Annotated in this window: 20 protein-coding genes; 15 read left to right on the forward strand and 5 right to left on the reverse strand. The window is 37.3% G+C overall.

Going from position 1 to position 25,103, the window contains the following annotated elements:
• Positions 1–14 precede the first annotated feature (14 nt).
• From IV86_RS01200 to pepF, 6 genes are all read left to right on the forward strand, one after another.
• A complete protein-coding gene (locus IV86_RS01200; protein WP_002832935.1) occupies positions 15–488 on the forward strand; it encodes an S-ribosylhomocysteine lyase in 474 nt (157 codons plus the stop codon).
• Positions 489–786: 298 nt separating this feature from the next.
• A complete protein-coding gene (locus tag IV86_RS01205; RefSeq protein ID WP_029258151.1) occupies positions 787–1,347 on the forward strand; it encodes a biotin transporter BioY in 561 nt (186 codons plus the stop codon).
• A gap of 26 nt (positions 1,348–1,373) precedes the next feature.
• Positions 1,374–2,357 carry a biotin--[acetyl-CoA-carboxylase] ligase gene (locus IV86_RS01210; RefSeq protein WP_002832939.1) on the forward strand — a complete coding sequence of 328 codons (984 nt, stop codon included), beginning with the start codon at positions 1,374–1,376 and terminating at the stop codon, positions 2,355–2,357.
• Positions 2,358–2,456: 99 nt separating this feature from the next.
• Positions 2,457–3,632 (forward strand): MFS transporter, encoded by a 1,176-nt coding sequence (locus IV86_RS01215; protein WP_011673776.1) that lies wholly within the window; start codon positions 2,457–2,459, stop codon positions 3,630–3,632.
• Between the two features lie 144 nt (positions 3,633–3,776).
• Entirely contained in the window at positions 3,777–4,244 is a 468-nt protein-coding gene (locus IV86_RS01220; RefSeq protein WP_002832941.1) for a hypothetical protein, read from the forward strand.
• A gap of 67 nt (positions 4,245–4,311) precedes the next feature.
• Positions 4,312–6,111: an oligoendopeptidase F gene (gene pepF, locus IV86_RS01225; RefSeq protein ID WP_002832942.1), complete on the forward strand. Its 1,800-nt coding sequence runs from the start codon at positions 4,312–4,314 to the stop codon at positions 6,109–6,111.
• A gap of 261 nt (positions 6,112–6,372) precedes the next feature.
• On the opposite strand, the gene IV86_RS01230 is transcribed toward pepF, so the two are convergent.
• Positions 6,373–7,218, reverse strand: a complete 846-nt coding sequence (locus IV86_RS01230) for a DNA-binding domain-containing protein (RefSeq protein WP_011673773.1) — start codon at positions 7,216–7,218, stop codon at positions 6,373–6,375.
• 270 nt (positions 7,219–7,488) lie between these two features.
• Between IV86_RS01230 and argF the strand changes: the two genes are divergently transcribed.
• The 6 genes from argF (at position 7,489) to IV86_RS01260 (ending at position 15,716) form a co-directional block, all read left to right on the forward strand.
• Positions 7,489–8,490, forward strand: coding sequence for an ornithine carbamoyltransferase (argF, locus tag IV86_RS01235; protein ID WP_002832944.1), 1,002 nt, complete (start codon positions 7,489–7,491; stop codon positions 8,488–8,490).
• 13 nt (positions 8,491–8,503) lie between these two features.
• A complete protein-coding gene (arcC, locus tag IV86_RS01240; protein ID WP_011673772.1) occupies positions 8,504–9,433 on the forward strand; it encodes a carbamate kinase in 930 nt (309 codons plus the stop codon).
• A gap of 52 nt (positions 9,434–9,485) precedes the next feature.
• Positions 9,486–10,709 carry an arginine deiminase gene (gene arcA, locus IV86_RS01245; RefSeq protein ID WP_002832946.1) on the forward strand — a complete coding sequence of 408 codons (1,224 nt, stop codon included), beginning with the start codon at positions 9,486–9,488 and terminating at the stop codon, positions 10,707–10,709.
• Between the two features lie 95 nt (positions 10,710–10,804).
• Positions 10,805–12,223 carry a basic amino acid/polyamine antiporter gene (locus IV86_RS01250; RefSeq protein WP_002832947.1) on the forward strand — a complete coding sequence of 473 codons (1,419 nt, stop codon included), beginning with the start codon at positions 10,805–10,807 and terminating at the stop codon, positions 12,221–12,223.
• A 165-nt stretch (positions 12,224–12,388) separates the two neighbouring features.
• Complete coding sequence (arcD, locus tag IV86_RS01255) at positions 12,389–13,810, forward strand: arginine-ornithine antiporter (protein ID WP_056979302.1); 1,422 nt, start codon at positions 12,389–12,391, stop codon at positions 13,808–13,810.
• 364 nt (positions 13,811–14,174) lie between these two features.
• Positions 14,175–15,716: a YfcC family protein gene (locus tag IV86_RS01260; protein WP_002832950.1), complete on the forward strand. Its 1,542-nt coding sequence runs from the start codon at positions 14,175–14,177 to the stop codon at positions 15,714–15,716.
• Between the two features lie 96 nt (positions 15,717–15,812).
• Here the strand turns inward: IV86_RS01260 and IV86_RS01265 are convergent, their stop codons facing one another.
• From IV86_RS01265 to IV86_RS01280, 4 genes are all read right to left on the reverse strand, one after another.
• On the reverse strand, positions 15,813–16,532 hold the full coding sequence (locus IV86_RS01265) for an MIP/aquaporin family protein (protein ID WP_002832951.1): 720 nt from the start codon (positions 16,530–16,532) through the stop codon (positions 15,813–15,815).
• Between the two features lie 13 nt (positions 16,533–16,545).
• Positions 16,546–18,363, reverse strand: coding sequence for a type 1 glycerol-3-phosphate oxidase (glpO, locus tag IV86_RS01270; RefSeq protein WP_002832952.1), 1,818 nt, complete (start codon positions 18,361–18,363; stop codon positions 16,546–16,548).
• Positions 18,364–18,380: 17 nt separating this feature from the next.
• The gene (glpK, locus tag IV86_RS01275) at positions 18,381–19,895 is read right to left on the reverse strand and encodes a glycerol kinase GlpK (protein WP_002832953.1); all 1,515 of its coding nucleotides are present in this window, start codon (positions 19,893–19,895) and stop codon (positions 18,381–18,383) included.
• Positions 19,896–20,242: 347 nt separating this feature from the next.
• Positions 20,243–21,763 carry a ClC family H(+)/Cl(-) exchange transporter gene (locus tag IV86_RS01280; protein ID WP_056979303.1) on the reverse strand — a complete coding sequence of 507 codons (1,521 nt, stop codon included), beginning with the start codon at positions 21,761–21,763 and terminating at the stop codon, positions 20,243–20,245.
• Positions 21,764–21,892: 129 nt separating this feature from the next.
• Between IV86_RS01280 and IV86_RS01285 the strand changes: the two genes are divergently transcribed.
• The 3 genes from IV86_RS01285 to IV86_RS01295 all read left to right on the forward strand — a co-directional run bounded on the left by IV86_RS01285 (position 21,893) and on the right by IV86_RS01295 (position 25,077).
• Complete coding sequence (locus tag IV86_RS01285; RefSeq protein WP_002832955.1) at positions 21,893–22,522, forward strand: HAD-IA family hydrolase; 630 nt, start codon at positions 21,893–21,895, stop codon at positions 22,520–22,522.
• Positions 22,523–22,597: 75 nt separating this feature from the next.
• The gene (locus IV86_RS01290; protein ID WP_002832956.1) at positions 22,598–23,512 is read left to right on the forward strand and encodes an aldo/keto reductase; all 915 of its coding nucleotides are present in this window, start codon (positions 22,598–22,600) and stop codon (positions 23,510–23,512) included.
• 194 nt (positions 23,513–23,706) lie between these two features.
• Entirely contained in the window at positions 23,707–25,077 is a 1,371-nt protein-coding gene (locus IV86_RS01295; RefSeq protein ID WP_002832957.1) for an FAD-dependent oxidoreductase, read from the forward strand.
• Positions 25,078–25,103 lie beyond the last annotated feature (26 nt).

A 25,103-nucleotide genomic window follows, 5' to 3' on the forward strand; every position in this document is an offset into this window, starting at 1 on the left:
AGGGGGATGTTTTTATGGCAAAAGTAGAAAGCTTTGAATTGGATCACACAAAGGTAAAGGCTCCGTACGTACGTTTAATTACAGTTGAAACGGGGAATAAGGGCGATAAGATTTCTAATTTCGATTTACGTTTAGTTCAACCAAACGAAAATGCGATTCCCACTGCAGGACTACATACGATTGAACATTTGCTAGCTGGATTATTGCGAGATCGAATGGATGGAATTATCGACTGTTCTCCATTCGGATGTCGAACAGGTTTCCATTTGATTGCTTGGGGAGAACCTACAACCACAGAAGTTGCTAAAGCATTGAAGGGTGCACTAGAAGAAATCGCAAATGTTACTAAGTGGGAAGATGTACCAGGTACGGACATCTACAGTTGTGGTAATTACCGTGATCATTCACTATTTTCAGCTAAAGAATGGGCGAAAAAGATTTTGGATGACGGTATCAGTGACCAACCTTTTGAACGAAATGTAATTTAATAAATTAAAAACCGAAACCGAATTAGAGTAGTTTGAATGCTGCTTTAATTCGTTTTTTTGTACAACGGATAGATCATTAATTTTAGAAGTGACAATTGAAAAGATTTTGTCAAAGAATGAAGAAAGGAATAGCTCACACCAAAATTATGAGTAAAAAGTAATCTCCAACACGGTTTAGACCTAAAAATTTTGAAATTAACCGATTAAAAAATCTGTAATAGTAACCTTGTTATATAAAAATAGGTTACTATTATATATAATGAATTTGTTTCAAAATTAAAGAAGGTAGGTTTTAAAAATGGAGAGAAGCAACCAAAGTGCAGTAAAAATGATGACTTTAGCAGCAATGATAACAGCTTTAACGATTGTGATGGGGCTGATGCCTAGAATTCCGCTCTTGTTAATTCCAGTTCCCATTGTCTTACAAAATATGGGAGTAATGATGGCTGGTGACATGCTAGGTACTAGATATGGAACGTTATCAGTAGGAATATTTTTATTATTAGTAAGTTTGGGATTGCCAATCCTTTCCGGTGGTTTAGGTGGCGCCGTAGTATTTTTAGGAGCTACCGGGGGCTATTTAGTGGCTTGGTTGTTTGCGCCACTAGTAATTAATTTAATCAAGAATGCTTTGAAAGGCAAAATTAAGAATCAATTAATACTTAGTTTACTTTCTGTTTGGCTTGGAGGAGCAGTTTTTATTGATGTATTTGGTGCGTTCTGGTTAGCGATTCAAGCACCCATGCCACTTTCAACGGCCATGTTTTCTACTTTATTATTTATCCCAGGTGATACAATCAAAGCTATTTTAGTAATTATCATAGCCAATCGATTGGAGAAGATAGTACACTTAAACTAGTTAAATAGATTAAGGGTGGTTATAAGATGGGGAATAAAACAAGCCAAAAAGTTTTATTAGAATTATTGAAAGATCGAGATCGTTGGGTATCTGGAAATGAAATAGCAGATAGTCTAGGCGTTACCCGCGAAACGATTTGGAAAAATATTAACCTATTAAAGAAACGCGGTCACCAAATCCAAAGTCAGAAAAATCTAGGTTACAAATATGAAAGTAGCTCTAAGTTGGATGAAGTAGTCATTAATTTTTATAAAAATAAAAGTGTTGATCATGTTGCTGTTGAAGAGCAAGTCGATTCAACTCAAATGTATGCTAAAAACTATCTCGCTACTCACCAAGTCGAAAAGGCATTTGCTGTGATTAGCGAGCAGCAAACGCAAGGATACGGACGAAGAGGACGTAGTTTTTACTCACCCAAAGAACAAGGACTTTACTTTAGCATAGTTATCCCTAAGCCCACTTTTGAAATTAACCAGGTGGGCTTAATAACTACTGGGGTTGCCTATGTGATTGCACAAACATTTAAAGATTTCTTCCCTGAACGTGAATTTAAATTGAAATGGGTTAACGACATTTTAATGAATCAACGAAAGGTAGCAGGAATTATTACTGAGGCAATTACCGAAGTAGAATCTGCTTCTACGCAAGCGTTTGTAATTGGGGTGGGAATTAACTTAACCACGCCTGAATTTCCAGAAGAATTACAACAAAAAGCGGGAGCCATTGTTGCTAAAAATGAACCGAACATTGATCGTAATCTAATCGCCGCCCAATTAATTAATACGATTGTAGATAATTGGCAAAATTATTTAGATGGCAGCTTTTTGTCCGAGTATCGAAAAATGTCAATCGTAATTGGTAAGCCAGTTACCTTACAAGTCGGAACGAAACAAGTAAAGGGGATTGCAACGGATATTAACGAGTATGGAAATATCGTCGTAAAGTTGGATGATGGACAAGTTAAAGCTTTTAATAACGGTGAAATTACCAAGGTGAATTTGGACTGGTAATTATGGTCTCCGTAAGATATAGGTAATGAGCTTGAGCTTTTTTATTCATTGAGTGTTATCATGAAAGAATGTATCAGATAACGAAGGAGATGAATTACAATGAGTGAAAAAAACAGAAAGACATTATATATCTTAATTGCTGGAAACTTCTTAATTTGTTTGGGGATTGGTCTAGTCATACCCGTCACACCATTTATTAAGAATCATTACGGTTATACTACTACTCAAATGGGAATTATGACGGCATTGTTTGCTTTCTCGCAATTTATCGCTTCTCCATTAGTTGGACGAGTTTCAGATAAAATTGGACGTAAGCCACTGATTGTAGCGGGATTATTTTTCTACGCCGTTTCGGAAGTAATCTTTGCTTTATCAAATTCGTTATTACTATTTAACGTATCCAGAGTTGTTGGTGGCATTTCAGCCGCTTTGTTTATTCCAACGTCGATGGCTTTAGCATCTGATGTTACCACTACGGCGCAAAGGGCTAAGGTAATTGGTTGGATTTCAGCCGCATTTAGTGGGGGACTAATTTTAGGACCAGGGCTCGGTGGTGTATTAGCAAATATCCATTATAAAGTGCCGTTTTGGGCGGCTGCAGCCTTAGGGCTGGTTTCAACATTATTTACGTATTTGGTAATGCCGAAGACTGAAGTGAAAATAGAAGAAACGGAAATGACCAAGTTTACTAAGCCGAATGCTTTGAAGAGTGTCATGACGGCACCGCTAGTAATTCTATTTACGATGATTTTTGTAGCAGCCTTTGGGTTACAGGGATTCGAAAGTATTTATAGCATCTACGTTAACCAAGTCTTCAATTTTAGTTTAGGAACGATTGCACTAGTATTGACTTTTAATGGGATTTTCTCGTTGATTTTGCAAGTGTTTATCTTTGATTTCTTGGTGCGGAAAATGGGTGAAGTGAGACTGATTGGGGCATGCTTCTTAATTGGAGCAATTTTTGTTTTTTGGATTACCCAAGCTCATACTCAAATTGAAGTAATCATTGCTACATTAGTAGTTTTCTCTGCCTTCGATGTTTTACGTCCGGCCATCACCACCTTATTAACTAAGGAAGGCAAAGACAATCAAGGCTTAATTAATGGATTAAACATGTCTTTAACTAGTGTGGGGAACGTCATCGGACCAATTATTGCCGGAATGTTGATGGATTACAATACTCACATTCCATATATGATTGTCGCTGTAATTTTATTCATATCTTATGGAATTACTTTCATCGTAGGACATGTGATGAAAAAAGAAACACGGTAGATGATAAAAACTGTAGCAGGGCGATCAAGCTCGGCTACAGTTTTTTGTTTGATATAGTTTGGAAAGTTTCATATTAAGATAGTTATTCCTTGAAAATGTTATACAATGAAAGCGTAAGCAATCTAATAATGGAGGGGTACAATCATGATTAAAACTAATAGCAATTTAAATGAACTAAAAAAAGCTGCAACAAATTTAATTGGAATGGATAAAATACCAGCGGGTAAGTATCAATTAGCTGAAATTATAGCTCGAGGAATCGATGATACATTTGAAGCACGGGAGAGTGACGAATGGGAAATTGATGAGTATCTAAGAGATCGAGCTTTAAACTTTTGGTTTTACCCATCAATGAATCTGGAAGAATTAGTACCTAAATTAACAGATGAAATCGCAAATAACTGGGAAATTAAAAGAGGAGACGACCGGATGTTATCAACATGCTTAGCGGCCGTGTTGACTTATCACCCGCACAATTTATCAGTCACATTAGGAGAACTTTTAAAATCAGATCCGACGACTCAAAATTTAGCGACGTTAGAGGGTTTCGATATTACTAAGATTAATCAAATCCTAGTTCAACACAATGCACGCCCCTTATCAGTTAATTAAGTGCCTTAAGTTGTGTATAGTTTCGGAAGTTGTAAAATAAAAGGCAATAGTATTAGGAGGATTTTACATGGCAAAAAAACAACTAACACGGGCAGAGGTTCCGGAAGCGTTAACTTGGAACGTCACCGATATTTTTACAACTGAAGCAGATTTTAAAAAGGCCATTCAACAAGTTGAAAAACAAATTGTTGAAATTCAAGCCAATTCTAGACATATGACCGAGAGTGCTACACAACTATTAGCATTAACTGAATTACTTTATGAGAGTGAAGAACTCCTTATGAAAGTTTATGGATATGCGGCTCGGGTTAATGATGGTGATACTGCTGACCCACATGGGAACGATTTGATGAATCAAGCATTATTAATTGTTAATAAGTGGGAAGCAGCCGTATCATTTTATGATCCTAAAATAACGCAACTATCAGCAGCGCAATTAGATCAATTTTTAGATGATAAGCCAGAATTAAAACGATATGAATTTAATTTACGTCGAATTCAAGAGCAAGCTGCCCATACCCTTACTCCTGCTGAAGAAAAATTGTTGGCTCAACTTCAACCGGCGATTGATGATGCTTCAGACATTTCTTCGAAATTAGATGACGCTGATTTAGATTTTGGAATGATTAAAGATGAAAATGGCGAAGAAGTTCAATTAACTAATGCTACAGCCAGTGAATTTGCTACTTCAGCAGATCAGGACATGCGAATGCGTGCTAGTAAACAAGTTGCTAAGGCGTACCGTTCAATGCGGAATACCTTTGGTGCTACCCTTAAAAGCCACGTTCATGCCCAAAATATTTTAGCCACAATTAGGCATTTTGATAGTGCACGTCAGATGAATTTGGCTGATCAAAAAATTCCAGAAGCCGTTTACGATACGTTGATTAATACGACACATGAACATCTGGATTTGATGCATGATTATTATGCTTTCCGAAAAGCATACTTAGGATTAGATCATATGTATCAATTTGATCGACATGTTCCTTTGGTTGCAGATGCTAAGTTAAGTTTGGCATTTGAAGAAGGCAAAAAGGTTACGATGGCAGCCTTGGCTCCGTTAGGCAAAGATTATCAAAATTATTTGCAAGAGGAATTTGAACAACGTTGGATTGATGCAGCTGAAAATAAAGGGAAACGTAGTGGGGGCTATGAGGACGACGTTTATGGAGTGCATCCATATATCTTACTAAATTGGAATGATATTTATGATAGTACTTCAACGTTAGCCCATGAATCGGGCCACGCACTTCAGAGTGTTTACACGGATAAGGCCCAACCTTTCTGGTATTCACAATATCCAATCTTTATTGCTGAAATTGCTTCAACTTTAAACGAAAGCTTATTAAACCATTATATGTTAGAAAAATATGCTGATGATCCTCAAATTAAAGCATTTATTTTAACACAAGATGTGGACAACTTTATTGGCACGGTTTATCGTCAAACTCTTTTTGCGGAATTTGAGCATTTTATTTATACAGAAGATGCCAAAGGAACGACCCTTACCCCCGATTTGATGGCTGATAAATTTAACGGATTGTTCAAAGAATATAATGGAGATGCTGTAACAGATTTACCTTGGAAAGACGATACTTGGGCGCAAATTCCTCATTTCTATTACGATTATTATGTTTACCAATACGCTACATCTAAAGCCATCGCAACCGCTTTAGCCGATGATATTATTTCTGGTAAACCTGGTGCATTGGAAAACTATAAGAAATTCTTATCAGCCGGAGCAAGTAATTATCCGGTCGAAATAGTTAAACAGGCTGGGGTAGATGTAACCAAACGTGACTATCTTGATCAAGCATTTAAACTATTTGGTGAAGAAGTCGAAGAATTAAAGCGAATTTTATAATATTTAAACTAAGACATTGGAATTAAAGTCATAAAAAAACTCCCCGAGTTAAAATGGGGAGCATCTAGTTTTATACATTCAATTTAGGCATGATACTTGTAATTTATCCTACTTGTACCATGTTTTTTATTTAATAAAATTGATCTTTTAAACTATTTGAAGAACTTAACTATATTTAATTTAGTTGGGTTCTTTTTTTATGGACTGAAGAAATTTTTAACTAGTATTGGGAATAAATTTTATTTTAGGGTCATATTTTTACTATGTGTCTTCGCGATAACTCTCTTGTAATAATCCATCGAAGAAATGTTGAATCGAGATTTGACCGCGTTGGGCTCCGACTTCTCGAATTCTTTGCATTTCATTATAAACGTTCTGGAAATCAAATAAACTGTTGGCATATTCTAGCAGAACTTCATTTTCGGGATATTCAATACACATACCGGCTAAATTGCAAATACCAACACGTAAGGCACGCCGAATTCTTTGAAAGGCACTTTTTTTCTCATGTTCATTTAAAGAAAGACTTTCTTGAAAATCAATCTTTGAGAAAGGAATATTTTGATCGACCATAACTTTAGCAATCCGTAAGATATCATCACAACCGTTTTCAGAAGCAATCCCTAAAAAGCGGAGGATTGAATGGATTCGATCGGTTCGAAGACGATGCTTAGATTGTGGTCGATTAAATGGTGTGGCAATTCCAGACGTTAATTTGTTAATTTCAGCCATTTTATCAACTACTTGGCAGTAAGAACCCACTAGCTTCGTAATATTTTTAAACTCCAGATGATTAAAAGGATAATCTAAATAAGCGTCAATTCCTACACGATAAGCTTCGTCTTTATAGGCTTCATTATGAGGTCCCACCACAATAAAGTGAGGTTTGATGTGGACTTGAGCGAGACGTTTGATCAAATTTAGCCCTTCTGGAAAAATTTCTAAGCAATTGATGATCATTACGTCGACTCTTAGTTGTAATAAATCGTCATAGGCACTATCAACATCGAAATTAACTCCAACTAGTGAGTTGCTAAAATCCGATTCAATAATATTTTGAACGATGGAAACACTTGATTCATCGTCTGATAGTAAATAAAAGTTCATAGTCGGATCTCCTTTTGAAGTTTTTTGAAGTTATATGATACTTTATGAATTATACAATAATAAGATATAAAAATGAAAAAAATGACAATTTTTTTGTTATATAAAATATTTATTCAAAAAATAAGTGATTTTATTCAAAAAATATTCATTTATGAAAACGTTTTAAATAAAAATAATATTAATTTTTAAGAAAATCAATTGATCACTGAAGCTTTGTGAAAGCGCTTGCTAGAATTAAACACGTAATCAAATATAGAGGAGGACGTTAAAATGTCATTTAACTTACGTAACCGCAGTTTTTTAACCTTATCAGATTTTAGTACTCGTGAAATGGAATACATGCTTAATTTAGCTGAGGATTTAAAGAAAGCTAAATATGCTGGCTATGAAGGTAATCGCTTGGCTGGCAAGAATATCGCTTTGATTTTTGAAAAAGATTCAACTCGAACACGTTGTGCTTTTGAAGTTGGTGCTAAAGATGAAGGCGCTCACGTAACTTATCTTGGTCCTTCAGGCTCACACATTGGCTACAAAGAATCAGTTAAAGATACAGCTCGTGTCTTGGGTGGTATGTTTGATGGGATTGAATATCGTGGATTCTCACAACGCTCAGCAGAAACGTTAGCTGAATATTCAGGTGTTCCTGTATGGAATGGTCTAACTGATGAAGATCACCCAACTCAAGTTTTAGCTGATTTCCTAACGGCTAAGGAAGTTTTGAAGAAAGAATATAAAGATATTAAATTTGCTTTTGTTGGAGACGGTCAAGACAACGTATCTAATGCTTTGATGCTAGGTGCTGCTGTAATGGGAATGGAATATCACGTTGTAACCCCTAAAGAACTTGAACCAACCAAGGACGTCTTAGACAAAGCTAACGCAATTGCTGCTAAAACGGGCGGTAAAATCGTTGTTGAAAATGACGTTAAAGCTGGTGTTAAGAATATGGATGTTATCTATACCGATGTATGGGTATCAATGGGTGAACCAGATGAAATGTGGCAAAAGCGTATTAAATTATTGAAGCCATATCAAGTAACTAAAGAAGTGATGGAAGCTACCGAAAATCCAAATGCAATCTTTGAACACTGTCTGCCTGCATTCCACAATACAGACACATCAATTGGTAAAAAGATTGAAGAAAAATATGGTCTATCTGAAATGGAAGTTACTGATGAAGTCTTTGAAAGTAGTCAATCAGTTGTATTCCAAGAAGCTGAAAATCGGATGCACACAATTAAAGCTGTCATGGTTGCAACTTTAGGTGACTAAGGAGGGCGAGTTTATGTCAAAAATGGTGGTTGCCTTAGGTGGCAATGCTTTAGGAAAGAGCCCTGAGGAACAGTTACAGTTAGTGAAAAATACGGCTGCATCATTGATTGGTTTGGTACGTGATGATCATCAAGTAGTAATTAGTCATGGGAATGGTCCTCAAGTTGGGCAAATCAATCTTGGGATGAACTACGCCGCCGAACATGGTAAAACAGCAGCTTTTCCGTTCCCAGAGTGTGGGGCAATGAGTCAGGGTTATATAGGGTATCATCTACAACAAAGTTTACAAAATGAACTTGCAAAACGAAACATGGATAAAAATGTTGTGACAACTATAACTCAAATTGAAGTTGACCAAGATGATACTGCTTTTCAAAAACCGACTAAACCAGTGGGTGATTTCTACAGCAAAGAACAAGCCGCACAAATTGAAGCTGAAAAAGGATATACATTTGTCGAAGATGCAGGACGTGGATATCGCCAAGTTGTAGCTTCTCCATTACCAAAATCAATTATTGAAATCAATAGTATTAAAACGCTTGTCGAACACGGTGATTTGGTAATCGCTGGCGGTGGTGGTGGCGTTCCAGTCATTAAAACTGAAACTGGCTTAAAGGGAGTACCAGCTGTAATTGATAAAGATCGTTCGAGCGCCTTGCTAGCTGATAACATCGATGCCGATAAATTAATTATTCTCACAGCTGTTGACTATGTTTACGTTAACTATAATAAGCCAGAACAAAAAGTACTCAAGCAACTAAGCGTTGAAGAAGCCCAAAAGTACATGGATGACGGACAATTTGCAGCTGGAAGTATGCTACCAAAAGTACAGGCATGCTTATCTTTTGTTAAGGGACACCCTGAACGTGAAGCAATTATTACCTCATTAAATGGTTTGGATGACGCTTTGAAAGGTAATTTAGGTACAGTAATTCACGGCTAAATAATTTATTTAAGTACCAGGTAGAAAAAATAAGAATAGGAGTGTGATTATAGTGGCGAACGCAATTCATGTAACTTCAGAAATCGGAAAACTTAAGACAGTTATGTTACATCGTCCGGGTAAAGAAATTGAAAATATTACCCCGGATTCGATGGAAAGATTATTGTTTGATGATATTCCATATCTACCAATCGCTCAAAAAGAACATGACTTTTTTGCTAAGACCTTGACAGATCAAGGGATTGAAGTGATTTATTTTGAAAAATTGGCAGCTGATGCTTTAAGTGACGATGGAGTAAGAAAAGAATTCTTAAATAGAATGATTGCTGAATCTGGCTATGCAGTTGGAGTAATCCATGACGCTTTAATGGAATATCTTTACGCAATGGATCCTCAGATGATGATTAATCAAATTATTGAAGGGGTACGAGCAAGCGATGTTAATATTGTTACTCCTGACTTACAATCCGTTTCTGAGAATACAGATTGGCCTTTCTTAATGGACCCAATGCCTAACGCATACTTTACTCGCGATCCCCAAGCATCAATTGGAGATGGGTTATCTATCAACAAGATGACTTTTGAAGCACGCATGCGGGAGTCCTTAATTACCGAATATATCATGAACTACAATCCTCGCTTTGCTGGAAAAGTCAAGGTATGGCGAGACCGTAATCATCGTACCCATATTGAAGGTGGGGATGAATTAGTTTTAAATGATCATGTATTAGCAATTGGTATCTCTCAACGTACGACAGCGAATGCAATTGAAGATATCGCTCGTAATTTATTCAAAGATTCTAATTATGACACGATTATTGCAATTTCAATACCTCATAATCATGCAATGATGCATTTGGATACAGTATTTACGATGATTAATTATGAACAATTTACAGTACATCCAGCAATTTTAACTGGTGATGGAAAAGTTGATAACTGGGTACTTCATCCTGGTAAAGATGGTGAGATTACAATGGAACATCATACAGACATTAAGGAAGTCTTGAAGAAGGCTCTTAATAAGTCTGAAATTGACTTAATTCCTACTGGTAATGGTGATTCAATTGTGGCTCCAAGAGAACAATGGAATGATGGTTCAAATACGTTATCAATCGCTCCTGGCGTTGTTGTAACTTACGACAGAAATTACGTATCGAACGACTTACTACGTCAACACGGTATCCTGGTCCATGAGGTTCGTTCAAGTGAATTATCTCGCGGACGTGGCGGTCCACGGTGCATGTCCTGCCCAATTGTTCGTGAAGACATCTAAAAATAATTTTATGGCAGAAGTGAACTGTGGTACTAGAAAATAGTAGACAGTTTACTTTTGCCATTTTTATTAAATTTAAGAATGGAGTGAAGAACATGGAAAATAAAAACGGAATTGGGCGACTAGGCTTAACCGCCTTAATTGTTAGCTCTTGTATTGGAACCGGAATATTTGGAATTACCAATGCGGTTGCCGCTGCTGCCGCACCAGGACCAGCATTATTGTCTTGGTTGTTTGTTGGGATTGGTTTTTTGTTCTTAGTTTTATCATTAAATAATTTATCTGAAAAACGCCCCGATTTAGAAGCAGGAATTTTTAGTTATGCGGGAGCTGGATTTGGTCCATTAGGTGAATTCATTTCTGGATGGGCTTACTGGCTTTCAGCTTGGCTTGGAAATATTGCTTTTGCAACCATGCTGATGAGCGCGATTGGAACTTTTTTACCGGCTTTCAAGGGTGGCCAAAACTTACCATCAATAATTGTAGCAATTATTTTCTGTTGGGCTTTAACTCTACTCGTCAATCGTGGGGTAGAAAGTGCTTCGTTTGTTAACACCATTGGAACTTTCTTTAAGATAATTCCACTAGTTTTGTTTATTATCATTGTAATTATTTTCTTTAAAGGTCACATGTTTACAACTGATTTTTGGGGAAACGTTACCAATAACTTTTCCAAAGGAACTACAACCGGATCAATTTTTGAACAATTGAAGGGAACATTATCAACTTTAATTTGGGTATTCATTGGTGTTGAAGGTGCTTCAGTTATGGGCCATCGTGCTAAAACTAGAAGTCAAGCTCAGCAAGCCACGATTATCGGCTTTGTTTTACTTCTGATAATTTATGTCATGATTTCAATTATCCCTTACGGAACACTAACACGTGCCCAGTTGGCGGGTGCTGAACAACCAGCTTTAGGAAATGATTTACAATTAATTGTTGGTAGTTGGGGCGCAATGATTATTAATATAGGTTTGATCATTTCTACGGTTATCTCATGGTTATCGTGGACGATGTTACCAGCTGAAACTACAATGTTAATTGCTAAAGATAAGGTTATGCCAAAAGTTTGGGGTAAATTAAATGAAAGAAAAGCTCCAACAACGTCACTAATGATTACAGCGGTTCTACAAACTATTTTCTTATTCTCATTGCTATTCACCTCCGAAGCTTATAATTTTGCTTATTCATTAGCTTCAGCAGCTATTCTATTCTCCTACCTATTTGTGGGATTGTATCAAATGAAATACAGCTACAAGGAAAAGCAATGGGGACAGTGGACAATTGGCTTAATTGCAGCTTTATTCCAGTTTGCCTGCATGGTGCTATCTGGTTGGCAACAAATTTTGTTAGTCTCTATCAGTTTCATCCCAGGATTCATTATCTATTATCAAGCAACGAAAGAAAATAAACGTACTTTAACTGGTAAAGAGAAAGGTATGATGGGGATGATTTTGATTCTCAGTTTGATTGCCATTTATTTGGTAGTTAATGGAACAATTGTTGTGAGCTAATTAAGCAGGTTAAAAGTATAATTTGCCTAAGAAATTAAGACGAAATATGATTTTTTTGATTATATAGGGTATTGGACACTAATTTAAGTTACGAAGAATTTAGATAAATATTCTGAAGCATCACGTATATCAAATAACTAATTAAAATTTTTGGGAGTAATTTGAATGACAGAGAAAAATGAGAAAATAGGCTTATTAACTTTGAGTGCCCTAGTGATTAGTTCATCTATTGGTAGTGGTGTTTTTGGAATTATGTCAGATCTTGCGAGGGCTGCAGCGCCGGGACCGGTTTTAATTACGTGGTTTATTGTTGGTTTGGGTGTTATGATGCTGGCTTTATCGTTAAATAACTTATTATTAAAAGAACCAGAGCTAGAGGGAATATTTTCCTATCCCAAGAAAGGATTTGGTCCTTTCATGGGTTTTATTAGTGGTTGGGGATATTGGTTGTCAGCATGGCTGGGCAGTGTGGCATTTGCAACTTTTCTAATGAGCACAATAGGTTATTTTTTCCCAATTCTTAGGTCAGAACGAAACTTACCATTAATTCTAATTGCAAGTATCTTTTCATGGGGACTGACATATTTAGTTAACCGTGGCATCGAAGGTGCTGCCATAATTAATACAATTGTAACCGTATGCAAATTGATTCCTTTATTTGTATTTATTGTATTTGGAATTATTCTTTTTAAAGGCGGAATGTTTACGCATGCCTTTTGGAATAATATGAATAATAATTTTGTTGGTGGAGATGTTATAGGTCAAGTTAAGAACTGCATGATGGTAATGATGTGGGTTTTTGTTGGAATTGAAGGTGCCTCAATACTATCGGCACGAGCCGAAAAGAAATCGGATGCGGGAAAAGCAACCATTTTGGGTTTAATTAGCTTGCTAGTTATCTACATTTTGGCATCAGTTTTACCATATGGATATTTAACCCAAGAACAGTTGGCAACGATTAAACAACCAGCCATGCTATATATATTTGAAAAGATGGTTGGTACTTGGGGTGGATACTTCATTGGAATTGGATTAATTGTATCAATCCTAGGTGCATGGCTTTCCTGGACGATGTTACCAGCCGAGACAATGTTATTGATGGCAAAGCAAAAACTATTACCAGAATATTTTGGGAAAATTAATGATAAAAAAGCTCCCACCTTTGCCTTAATTTTAACGGCTGGATTAATACAGATTTTCTTATTCACCCTATTTTTTACAACTAAAGCATACAATTTTGCTTATTCTCTTTGTACCGCAGCGGTGATTGTGTGTTATATCCTGGTTGCAGCTTACCAGATTAAATATTCGTGGACACATATCCATGAAAAAGGAAATCAGCAACAATTGGTAATTGGTGTCCTAGCCTTGTTGTTTGAAGTAATAGGCATTTTAATGGCAGGGTTAAGTTATTTATTGCTATGTTTTATTGCATACATCCCTGGAATTTATTTTTATGGTCGGGCTCGTAAAAATAATGGACACGAATATTTCCTCTCTAAGGGAGAATTGATAGTAACAGTATTTATAACAATTGGTGCTCTAATTGGAATGGGGTTAGTGATAATGGGAAAAATTATAGTTTGAATTGTAGAAAAATAAAGGTGCAACGATTAAAGAAATTCAAGATATGGAAGCATTAGCCAGCGAACTAAAACATTAACCACTTCGAGTAGGCTTATACAAGCTTTGATAACAGAGTGTGTCGGAGATTTGTATATTTCTCACATCCATTAAACAACAAAAAATTTGTATAGGCTCAAAGAGATCATATTTAAAAATCATTTTTAATTAAGTAAATAATTTAAAGTAGTAGATTGAAAAAATATAAGTTTCAAGAAATTTTAATATATGGCCTGAAGCGTTTTAAGTATAGAAAGTTTAACTTCCAAAATGGTGTCTGACGCTTAAGGCCATATTTTATATCCACATAAAATATGAGGTGATAAAAATGACCAGTAAAGCCAAAAGACGTTTTAAGTTAAAAATGCCCGGGGCCTTTGTAATTTTATTTATTTTAACAATTGTAGCAGTTATTGCGACATGGACAGTCCCTTCTGGTAGTTATGCTAAGTTAGCCTATAATCAGACTACTTCAAGTTTGCAGGTTAAAGATCCTGGGGGCGAGGTTCATAAGGTGCCTGCCACTCAAAAGGAATTAAATAAGTTGGGAGTTAAGATTGATATAAAAAAATTTACTTCAGGAGGGATTACGCAAGAAATTTCGATTCCCAATACATATCAGCGTTTGAAGCAACATCCAGCTAGTATTACTAAAGTGACTACGAGTATGGTACGTGGAACAATTGAAGCTGTAGACATTATGGTATTCATCTTTGTCTTAGGCGGGTTAATTGGGGTTGTTAGGGCTAGTGGAGCATTTGAATCAGGACTGGTTGCGTTAACCAAGAAAACTAAAGGTCATGAATTTTTATTAATTTTTTTGGTAGCAATTTTGATGATATTAGGTGGAACGTTGTGTGGGATTGAAGAAGAGGCCGTAGCTTTTTATCCAATTTTAGTGCCGGTATTCATTGCAATGGGATATGATTCCATAGTATGTGTAGGAGCAATCTTTTTAGCAAGTTCGATTGGAACAGCATTTTCAACGATTAATCCGTTTTCAGTCGTAATTGCATCGAATGCGGCGGGAATTAATTTTACAGAAGGAATTGGATGGCGTGTGTTTGGATGCATAGTGGCAGCTATTTTTGTTGTAGGTTATTTATACTGGTATAGTCGAAAAGTTAAGAACAATCCCCAGTTTTCATATTCGTATGAAGATCGTAACACGTTCAATAGTAAGTGGTCGGTTGAAAGTACTGATGACAGTGAGGCAAGTTTTACTAAACGGAAGAAAATTATTTTATTGTTATTCGTTGCCGGATTTCCACTGATGGTGTGGGGGGTAATGACACAGGGATGGTGGTTTCCAACCATGGCGTCTTCGTTCTTAGCATTTGCGATTATTATCATGTTTCTGACTGGTACAGGAGCAAATGGTATTGGTGAAAAAGGCGTCGTAGATGCGTTTGTTAATGGAGCATCTAGTTTGGTAGGAGTTTCTTTGATTATTGGGCTAGCACGTGGAATTAACCTTATTTTAAACGAGGGGATGATCTCTGATACAATTCTAGATTTCTCTTCAGCTCTAGTAGCTAACATGAGTGGTCCAATATTTATTATTGTGATGTTATTGATTTATTTTGTATTGGGATTCATTGTTCCGTCTTCTTCTGGATTAGCAGTCTTATCGATGCCGATTTTGGCCCCTTTGGCTGATACAGTTGAAATACCAAGATTTGTGGTAGTAACAGCATACCAATTCGGTCAATATGCAATGTTATTCTTAGCACCAACTGGATTAGTAATGGCGACGTTGCAAATGTTAGACATGCAGTATTCACACTGGTTAAGATTTGTATGGCCTGTGGTGGTCTTCTTATTAGTATTTGGCGGAGGAATCCTAGTAGCACAAGTTTTAATATATTAAAAAATAAAAACACCGGAATTTAAATTCCGGTGTTTTGCTGCTTTAATATTAAGCATAAAGGGTAAAAAGGGTGCATGAATTATAAAGTGTTAATTGTTAAGGGATCAAATTGAAGCAAATTGCTCCTAGAATGGCACCAACAACTGGTCCCAAAATAGGAACCCAACTATAGGCCCAATCTGAGCCGCCTTTGTTAGCGATTGGAAGCATCGCATGTGCGAGACGAGGACCTAAGTCCCGCGCAGGATTGATGGCGTAACCGGTAGTTCCACCAAGTGAAAGTCCGATTGCTGTAATGAGAACCCCAACAGCGATTGGATTAAGACCCTGAGTGAATTGTCCCCGAGTAAAGGCTAATAAACCGAAAATAAGTACTGCTGTACCAACAACTTCACTAATAAAGTTCATGCTGTAATTGCGAATAGCAGGTTCTGTAGCAAAGGTACCAAGAATAGCATCTTTATCTTTGGTTTCTTTCCAATGTGGGTAATAATGAATCCAAACGACAATCCCGCCAACTAAACCACCTAAAATTTGAGCAATGCTATAAGGAATAACGCTTGACCAAGGAAATTTACCGGCAATTGCCATTCCGACTGAAACTGCAGGATTTAAATGGGCAGGGCTGAGAAAAGAGGATGCATAAACCCCTAATGTAACAGCTAATCCCCAGCCTAAAGTAATGGCGATCCAACCAGAGCCTTCAGCTTTTGACTTTCTAAGGCTAACTCCAGCCACAACACCGTCACCAAGTAAAACTAGTACAAATGTTCCAATAAACTCCCCCAGTAGTTGAAGCGATAAACTATTATCCATGAAAAGGTTCCTCCTATTTTAGGTAAGTAAGGCTAGCTTCATCGATTGTTTCTTGGAGTTTCTTCGCTTGAGCTTCACGCTCTTCGTCAGACCATTCGAAGTAACGAGCCATTTCATTAATAACACCCTTTTTAACATCATCAATTGTATCGTGGTGGAAAAGAAGGTGATTGGTACGGCGGAGCAAGTAGTCAACGGGTGTCAGCGTCATTTCTTCATTCATTGAATAATGTAGACTAATTGTCTCAGCAAGTGTTAGCCCAGGTGCTGCTTCAATTTTACCAATCTGGCTAAATACACGAGCAGCATTTGATCCAAATAGGTTAGCTATTTGTTCAGCCTCAGCTTTTGATAGACCACTTTCAATTCCTTGTTTAGCGAAGAATGAAAGGGTAGCGTCGACGTTATTAGGATCGATATCACCACCAGAAACTTGGAGATGCTTAGAATCAATTTCGTTGAATGTTTCGTTGAAGTCTTCTTTGAGAACTTTGGTGATTAAAGCAATGGCTCCAGCAGCCATTTTACGATAATCGGTAATCTTTCCACCTGCAAGGGTGATTAGCCCATCGTTTGCAACGTCGAGGGCGCTACCACGAGATACAGCAGAAGGATTTTTTTCTGAGAGGGTGCTTTCTAGATTATTAAGGACATCTTCAACGTCAACTCGATCAGCTTCTTTATTTTCATACTTATTTACAATATCAATGACTTCATCAAAGCTATCCGAAGTAATTTTTCCGGAATTACCACCATTGTAGTCTGAGCTACCATTGGAAGAAATTAGAGGACGTAAACCTGCCCAACTAGCTTCAATATCATCAATCGTAATCTTAGCTTCTGGATAATGTTTATTAATGATACTTAACAAGTAATCGACGTCCTCTTGCTCAACTCGTGGATGCAAGAAGTCGCCTTTGTAATCTGTATCGGTGGTTCCAAAATAGGTCTTTCCTTCGCGAGGAATTGCGAAAATCATACGACCATCTTGTTTGCCAGAGTCAAAGTAAGTTGGCTGAGGGACGTTTAGACGTGAGCGATCAACAACCAAGTGCACCCCTTTAGTAGGGCGCATCTGTGGAACAACTTCTTCTTTATCATCCATTTCACGAATAAAGTCCGACCAAGGACCCGTTGTGTTGATTACCAATTTAGCGTGAATATCAAATTCTTCACCAGTCAAGAGATCTTTAACGTTAACACCATTTACACGACCATTTTCATCATGCAGAATGTGTTGAGCTTTGATATGACTGACCATTAAGCCACCATTTTCATGAGCTTTTTTGATGTTTTCAATCACTAAACGAGCATCATTATTACGAAAATCAAGGTAAACACCACCACCCAAAAGACCTTCCGGATTAAGTTGAGGCTCACGTTGAAGAACCTCGTCTTTTGAAATAGTGTAGTTGGTGTATTTAGGATCTGTAACACCAGCAAGTTGATCGTACAAATTCATTGCAATTTTAACTGAAAACATATCAAAGGTTGATCCAGGTTCGTCATAAATTGGAAGAAGCATTGGATCAGGGCGAGGAATATGAGGGGCAATTCCTTGAACAACCGCGCGTTCTTTAACGGTATCAGAAACTACCTCGACATCGAAGTTTTTAAGATAACGAATTCCACCATGAACTAACTTGGTTGAACGAGAAGATGTTCCTTCAGCGAAATCTTGCATTTCAATTAGGGCGTTGTTCATACCCATGGCGCTTGCTTGAATAGCAACACCTGCGCCGGTGATTCCACCACCGATGGTAAGTAAGTCGAGCGTTTCATTTTTCAATCTTTCGATATCTTGTTTTCTACTAATTAATGAGAATGACATGAAATAAGCCTCCTAAGTTATTTTGATTGTCGTGGTCGATGTTTAAATTGACGAGTTGCTGCAACCGCTTCTTGCCAACCTGTGTATAAGTCTTCACGCTCATCAGTTGACATCTTTGGTTTGAATACCTTCCCTGGCTTATATTCTTTCTTTAAATCTTCAAGGTCTTTCCAGAATCCAACTGCTAATCCCGCAAGAAATGCGGCGCCTAGAGCGGTGGTTTCGAGATCACTAGCACGATCAATTTCAATTCCTAAAATATCAGATTGGAATTGCATCAAGTAATCATTATTAGAAGCGCCACCATCGACACGAATGGAAGGAATATCAATTCCCGAATCCTTTTTCATAGTGTCAATAACGTCACGAGATTGGTATGCAAGGGATTGAAGGGTAGCTTTAATGAAATCTTCACGGGTAGTTCCACGAGTGATTCCAAAAACTGAACCTCGAGCATTAGGATCCCAGTACGGAGCACCCAGTCCGGTAAAAGCTGGTACAACATAGACTTCATTATCATTTTGAGAAGCAACAGCGGCTGCCTCTGATTCAGAAGCCTTTTTAAACAGTTTCATTCCATCACGAAGCCATTGAATTGCCGAACCAGCCACAAAAATACTACCTTCTAGTGCGTAATAGACTTTGCCATTAATACCGTAACCAATGGTGGTTAATAAATTATTATCAGATAATTGCGGTTTTTCACCTGTGTTCATTACGGTAAATGCACCAGTCCCGTAGGTATTTTTGACCATTCCGGGTTCGAAAGCTAATTGGCCAAATAAGGCCGCTTGTTGATCGCCAGCCATTCCAGAGATGGGAACTTCGCTACCATAAAAGTGGTAATCTTTGGTTTTACCGTAAATGGTAGAGTTAGGTTTAACTTCCGGAAGCATTGAAGCAGGGATATTAAGTAAAGCGAGAATTTCTTTGTCCCATTCTAATTTGTGAATGTTATACAACATGGTGCGGCTAGCGTTGGAATAGTCAGTGACGTGCACATCACCATCCGTTAATTTCCACATTAGCCATGTATCAATGGTTCCAAACAACAGCTCGCCGCGTTCGGCGCGTGCTTGTGCGCCATCAACGTGGTCAAGAATCCAGCGAATTTTGGTTGCCGAGAAGTAAGCGTCTGTAACTAGTCCCGTTTTTTGGTGAATCATGTCGCCATACCCATCTTTTACGAGTTGTTCAGCAATTTCTGCTGTCTGTCGAGATTGCCACACTACAGCGTTATAAATGGGAAGCCCGGTCTTTTTATCCCAAATCACGGTAGTTTCTCGTTGATTGGTAATACCAATTCCACTAATTTGGTTGGGCTTAATTCCTGACTCGATAAATGCATTAGCAATGGTCGACAATACGGCATTCCATATTTCGTTGGCATTATGTTCTACCCATCCAGGTTTCGGAAAGTACTGTGGAAATTCTCTTTGAGCATCTGCCATTTTATTTCCAGCATGATCAAAGATGATTGTACGAGTACTAGTCGTCCCTTCGTCGATGGCAAGAATATATTTGTCTGCCATGTCCGTACCTCCGTTTTTTTAATTTGTTAAGATTCAAGAAAGCGCTTTCTAAAGATCTCGTTGTTAATTATAAATCGTTTTTAATAATTAAAAAACAAAAACGCTTGTGAAATATTGTCTAATATTTATCATTTTTTAAAAAAATGTTTTACTATTTGAAAGTTAATATCATTTTATGATTCGAAGTGACTGTTATAGGGGATTTTGATGCGGATAATTGACAAAAAAGTGCTATTAATTAATGATTCAATCATTATTTGGTGAAAATAAAGGAACTGGTTGTAAACTCACTATAAAAAGAAGCATCAAGCAGCACGCTAAGTGCTGTTGGATGCTTCTTTAGTGGTTTAGTTTATTTTTGCAAAATGGGCAGCGATTTTTTTACGATTTTCCCGATGAGTAGTAACAATCAACGTATCACCAGGTTTAATTACTGAATCACCACTTGGAATAATTGAATTAGAGCCGCGACGAATGCTAATTAATAAACTTTCTTTGGGCCAAGAAATATTGCGGACTGCTAAACCATCCAGCTTAGAACCTTCGACAATTGGAATTTCTACTCGGTCTTGAGGCCCACTAGGAGTAGCAGTAATAGTTGGAACTAATTGATGAAGTAAAGATTCATAAATTGGTTCACCGCCGAGTAAATCTAATACAATGTAGGCGGTAAGCGCCACAACGGCTAGTGGCATTAAATGTTGTAGCGAACCAACCATTTCAGTAATCAGTAGAATTGCAGTAAATGGCGCTTTACCAATGGCGGCAAAGTAGCCAGCCATGGCATAAATCACAAAGTTGGGTAAGTAATGGATATCAATTAGATTAAGATTAGCCATGATACTAACGTACAAAGCCCCAAATATAGCACCCAGGGTTAGGATTGGAAGAAAAATTCCTCCGGGTAATCCAGACCCATAAGATACCATGGAAAAAATGAATCGAATAATTAATAGGGTGAAAAGCGTCATAAAAATCGGATTTTTGTTAGCAATTGCAGTAATGATGGAATTTCCACCACCTAAATATGATGGCCATAAAATTCCGATGGGAATAATCGTTATAAAAGGCACTAAACTATGGAGCCAACGTGGTAAAAAGCTAATTTTTTGATACCATTTTTTTAGATTTAATGTACAAAGCTGATATAGTCGTCCAAAAAGGCCCAGTAAAATTCCCAAGGCAATTAGGTGCCAGTAAAGCCCAAGAGGCAAAGAATGAGGATATCTAATCGCTAAAACTGGAGTTAAACCAAAAAAGTTAAGAGAAACAAAGTTTGACACAACGGCGCTGGTAAGGGCACTAATCCAAACCAACGGAGAAAAGTTATGGTAGATTTCTTCCAAAACGAATAGAGTACTAGCAATAGGAGCATTAAAAGCAGCTGAAAGGCCAGCTGCGGCTCCACCAGCGATTAAAACGCGACGTTGAGAACCACTATAGTGGAGGGTTTCACTCCAACCTTGACCTACTACCGCTCCTAACTGAATAGAAGGGCCTTCACGCCCTAGCATCAAGCCAGATCCGATTGCTAAAATCCCACCAGTAAACTTTTTCCAAAGTACTGGCCACCATTTTTCTTCATATTCACCAGATAATTGTCCTTCAATTTGAGGAATTCCTGAGCCAGATATTTGGGGAGAAGTTTTAACTAACAATCCTACCAACACTGCTAAAATAATATTAATTACTACAATCAGGGCCAACCAATGCCAACTGGAACTGGCTAGTCGATAAATTGATTGTGAAATTTCTAGAAGATGTTCGATTGCTAGTCTAAATGTGCTGACAATTAAACCAATCAAAATTCCAATAAAAATAGAGTTTAGTAAAGTAGATAATCGAGTATCTTCAATTTTCAAATGCATTTGTTTCACACCTTATTCAAACGTAGTTATTTCTATAGTATCATACGAAGAAGCTGAAAATGTTCAAATTTATTTGATAAATAAAAACGGTATAATAGAAGGAAATAGATTTAGGATGGTGTTTCAATAATGAAAAAAGTAGTTAGCTTTGCAGGATTTGATACTTTATTTGATACAGAAGTTTTTTACAGAGCAATTGGTCGATTAGGTGAACGTTATAATATTGACGATAATTTAGTTCGTAACACTTACGTTGAAAAAGAATTAGCTTTGATGAAAGCTGATGAGTTTGTAAAATACTCTAAGTTAATGGAAGAAGCCCTCAATCAAACGGCAGATGAGTTAGGATTTAAAGTTGACCCTAGTGACTTTAGTGATGTTTTGATTGCTCATACCGTGATGAAGCCTTTCCCTGATGCACCGACTGCGCTTTATCAAATTAAAGCTAAGGGCTATGAAACAGTATTAATGACGAACCATTCTAGAGATTTAATTCAAAGTAATGTGATTAATCTAGATCATGAATTTGATATGATTATTACGGCAGAAGATGTTCAGACATATAAGCCTAATCAAAAATTCTTTGACTATGTTAATGATCAACTCGGCAATGATGTAGAGAAACATGTTCATGTTGCCGTAGATGAAGTTAAAGATTTGAAACCTGCCCAAGATGCTGGTTGGAACGTGATTAAGATTGATCGTAAGTCTGAGGATGCATCGATTGCATCATTAATGGACACAGTAGATAAACTATAATTTGTCGCATATTGTTAGTTTGTAAAATCGATTTCTGTTATTCTAACCATGTTTAGATGATAGGAGGAAAGTACAATGTTAAATCAAATCAAAATTGGTAAAAGTGCAGTTGAAACTACAACTTTAGGATTAGGGACCAATAAAGTTGGTGGACATAACTTGTTTGAAGGATTAGAAGATCAAGATGGTTACGAAGTAGTTAGAACCGCTTTGGATAGCAACATTAAGTTGTTAGATACAGCTTATGCATACGGGTATGGTCGTTCAGAAGAAATCATTGGTGATGTAATTAAAGATTATGACCGTAGTAATATAACGATTGCAACTAAGGCAGCTCAGGACGTAAACCATGATTATAAACCTAACAATAATCCGGAATTTTTAACTCAACAAATTGATCATGCCTTGAAACGATTAAAAACCGATTATATTGATATTTTTTATATCCACTTTCCAGACGAAACCACTAACAAAGCAGAAGCAATTGAAGCTTTAGTTAAGGCACGGGATGTGGGTAAGATCAAAGCCATTGGAGTTTCTAACTTTAGTTTAGAGCAAATTAAAGAGGCCAATGCTGATGATGTTATCGACGTTGTCGAGGATCATTACAGTCTTGTGCATCGTGATGCTGAAAAAGAATTAATTCCATATTTAAATGAGCATAATATTACTTTTGTTCCATACTTTCCATTAGCTTCTGGAATTTTGACTGGTAAATATGCTAAGACAGATAGCGGAAAGTTCAACCAATATTCCCAAGCGGAATTTGATCGAATCATCGATGCCGTTGAGAAAGTACGTGGAATTGCTGAAAGTAAAGATGCAACGGTAGCTCAAGTAGTGTTGGCATGGTATCTAAAGAACCCCAACCTCGGCGTTGTAATTCCAGGAGCTCGTAAAGCAGAACAGGTAAAAAGTAACGTTAAAGCTACCGCAATCGAACTAAGCGATCAAGAATACCGTCAAATCGATGCGTGGTTTAAATTTTAATAACTGAATCAAAAGTCATTAACAAAGATGCTAGAGCACCAAAAAGTTAGACCAAAAATCTAGCTATTGGAAGTCACTACAGAGATAGGTTAATGGCTTTTTTTATTTGTAGTTTATAAGCGTTTTAATTGTAAGCGGTTCACAAAAAGAGTTAGACTGTAGACGTAATATTAAGAAATAGGGGGACAATACAGATGGATAAAGTGAAAGTTATCATTGTTGGGGCATCACATGGAGGGCACGAATCGGCGATTGAGCTATTAGATAAATACGATAATGTCGATGTTACAATCTATGAAATGGGAGATTTCGTATCGTTTATGTCGTGTGGGATGCAACTTTATTTAGAAGACCAAGTTACAGACGTTAATGACGTAAGAAATTTCCGGCCAGAGGATATCACTTCTAAAGGTGGAAAGATTTATAACAATCATCAAGTTACAGCAATTGATGTTGATCAAAAACAGGTGACAGTTAAAGACCTGAAAGCAGGTTCAGAAGAACAAGTAGCTTATGATAAATTAATTCTTAGTTCAGGAGTAACACCTAAGAATCTACCGGTACCAGGCACAGATCTTAAAAATGTTTATTTAATGCGTGGTTATGACTGGGCAACTAAGATTAAAGCTGCCTTGACTGATGATAGCATTAAAAACGTAGCCGTAATTGGTTCAGGATATATTGGAATTGAAGCAGCTGAAGTATTTGCTAAGAAAGGTAAACACGTCACCTTATTCGATTTCATCGACCGTCCCCTCGGAAATTACCTAAACCATGAAATGACGGAAATTATTGATAAAACATTAACTGACAATGGTATTCAAGTAGAAATGAGCCAAAGTATCACTGCATTTAAAGGCGATGATAAAGTTGCCAGTGTAGAAACTAAAAAGGGAAGTTATCCTGCAGATTTGGTAATTCAAGCTGCGGGTGTCCAACCTAATACAGAATGGCTTAAGGGCGTTGTGGACTTGACTGATCGAGGATTCATCAATGTAGATGGATACTTGAGGACCAATGTGCCAGACGTATTCGCCATTGGAGATGCGATCTTACCATTATCGATTCCAGCCGGAAAACCATCGCCGATTGCCCTAGCTACAACCGCCCGTCGAGAAGCTCAATATGTTGTGAACCATATTTTTGAAAAGAAACCAACTCAAATTTTTAAGGGAGTTGTTGGTTCATCAGCCTTACATGTGTTTGACGAACATTTTGCTTCGACCGGTGTAAATGAATTTACAGCAGAACGTTCTAATGTTGAAATTGTTAACTCACATTACGTAGATCATATTCGCCCCGCGTATGTTCCCAAGGCGGAAGGAAATGTGCGCGTTGATGTTGATATCACGTTTGATCCCCATACCCACATTGTTTTAGGCGGCGCGGTACTTTCGACCGCTGACATGACGGCACAAGGAAATGTTTTAGCTTTGGCAGTGGAACACCGATTGACGGTAGAAGACTTGGCTGAAGCAGATTTCTTCTTCCAACCAGGCTACGACCGACAATGGAGTTTAATTAATTTAGCTGCGCAACATGCTTTAGGATATGCACGTTTCTAAAGTAGATTCAAAAAAAGTTTGATACG

This window comes from Pediococcus pentosaceus (assembly GCF_001437285.1).
Classification (GTDB): domain Bacteria; phylum Bacillota; class Bacilli; order Lactobacillales; family Lactobacillaceae; genus Pediococcus; species Pediococcus pentosaceus.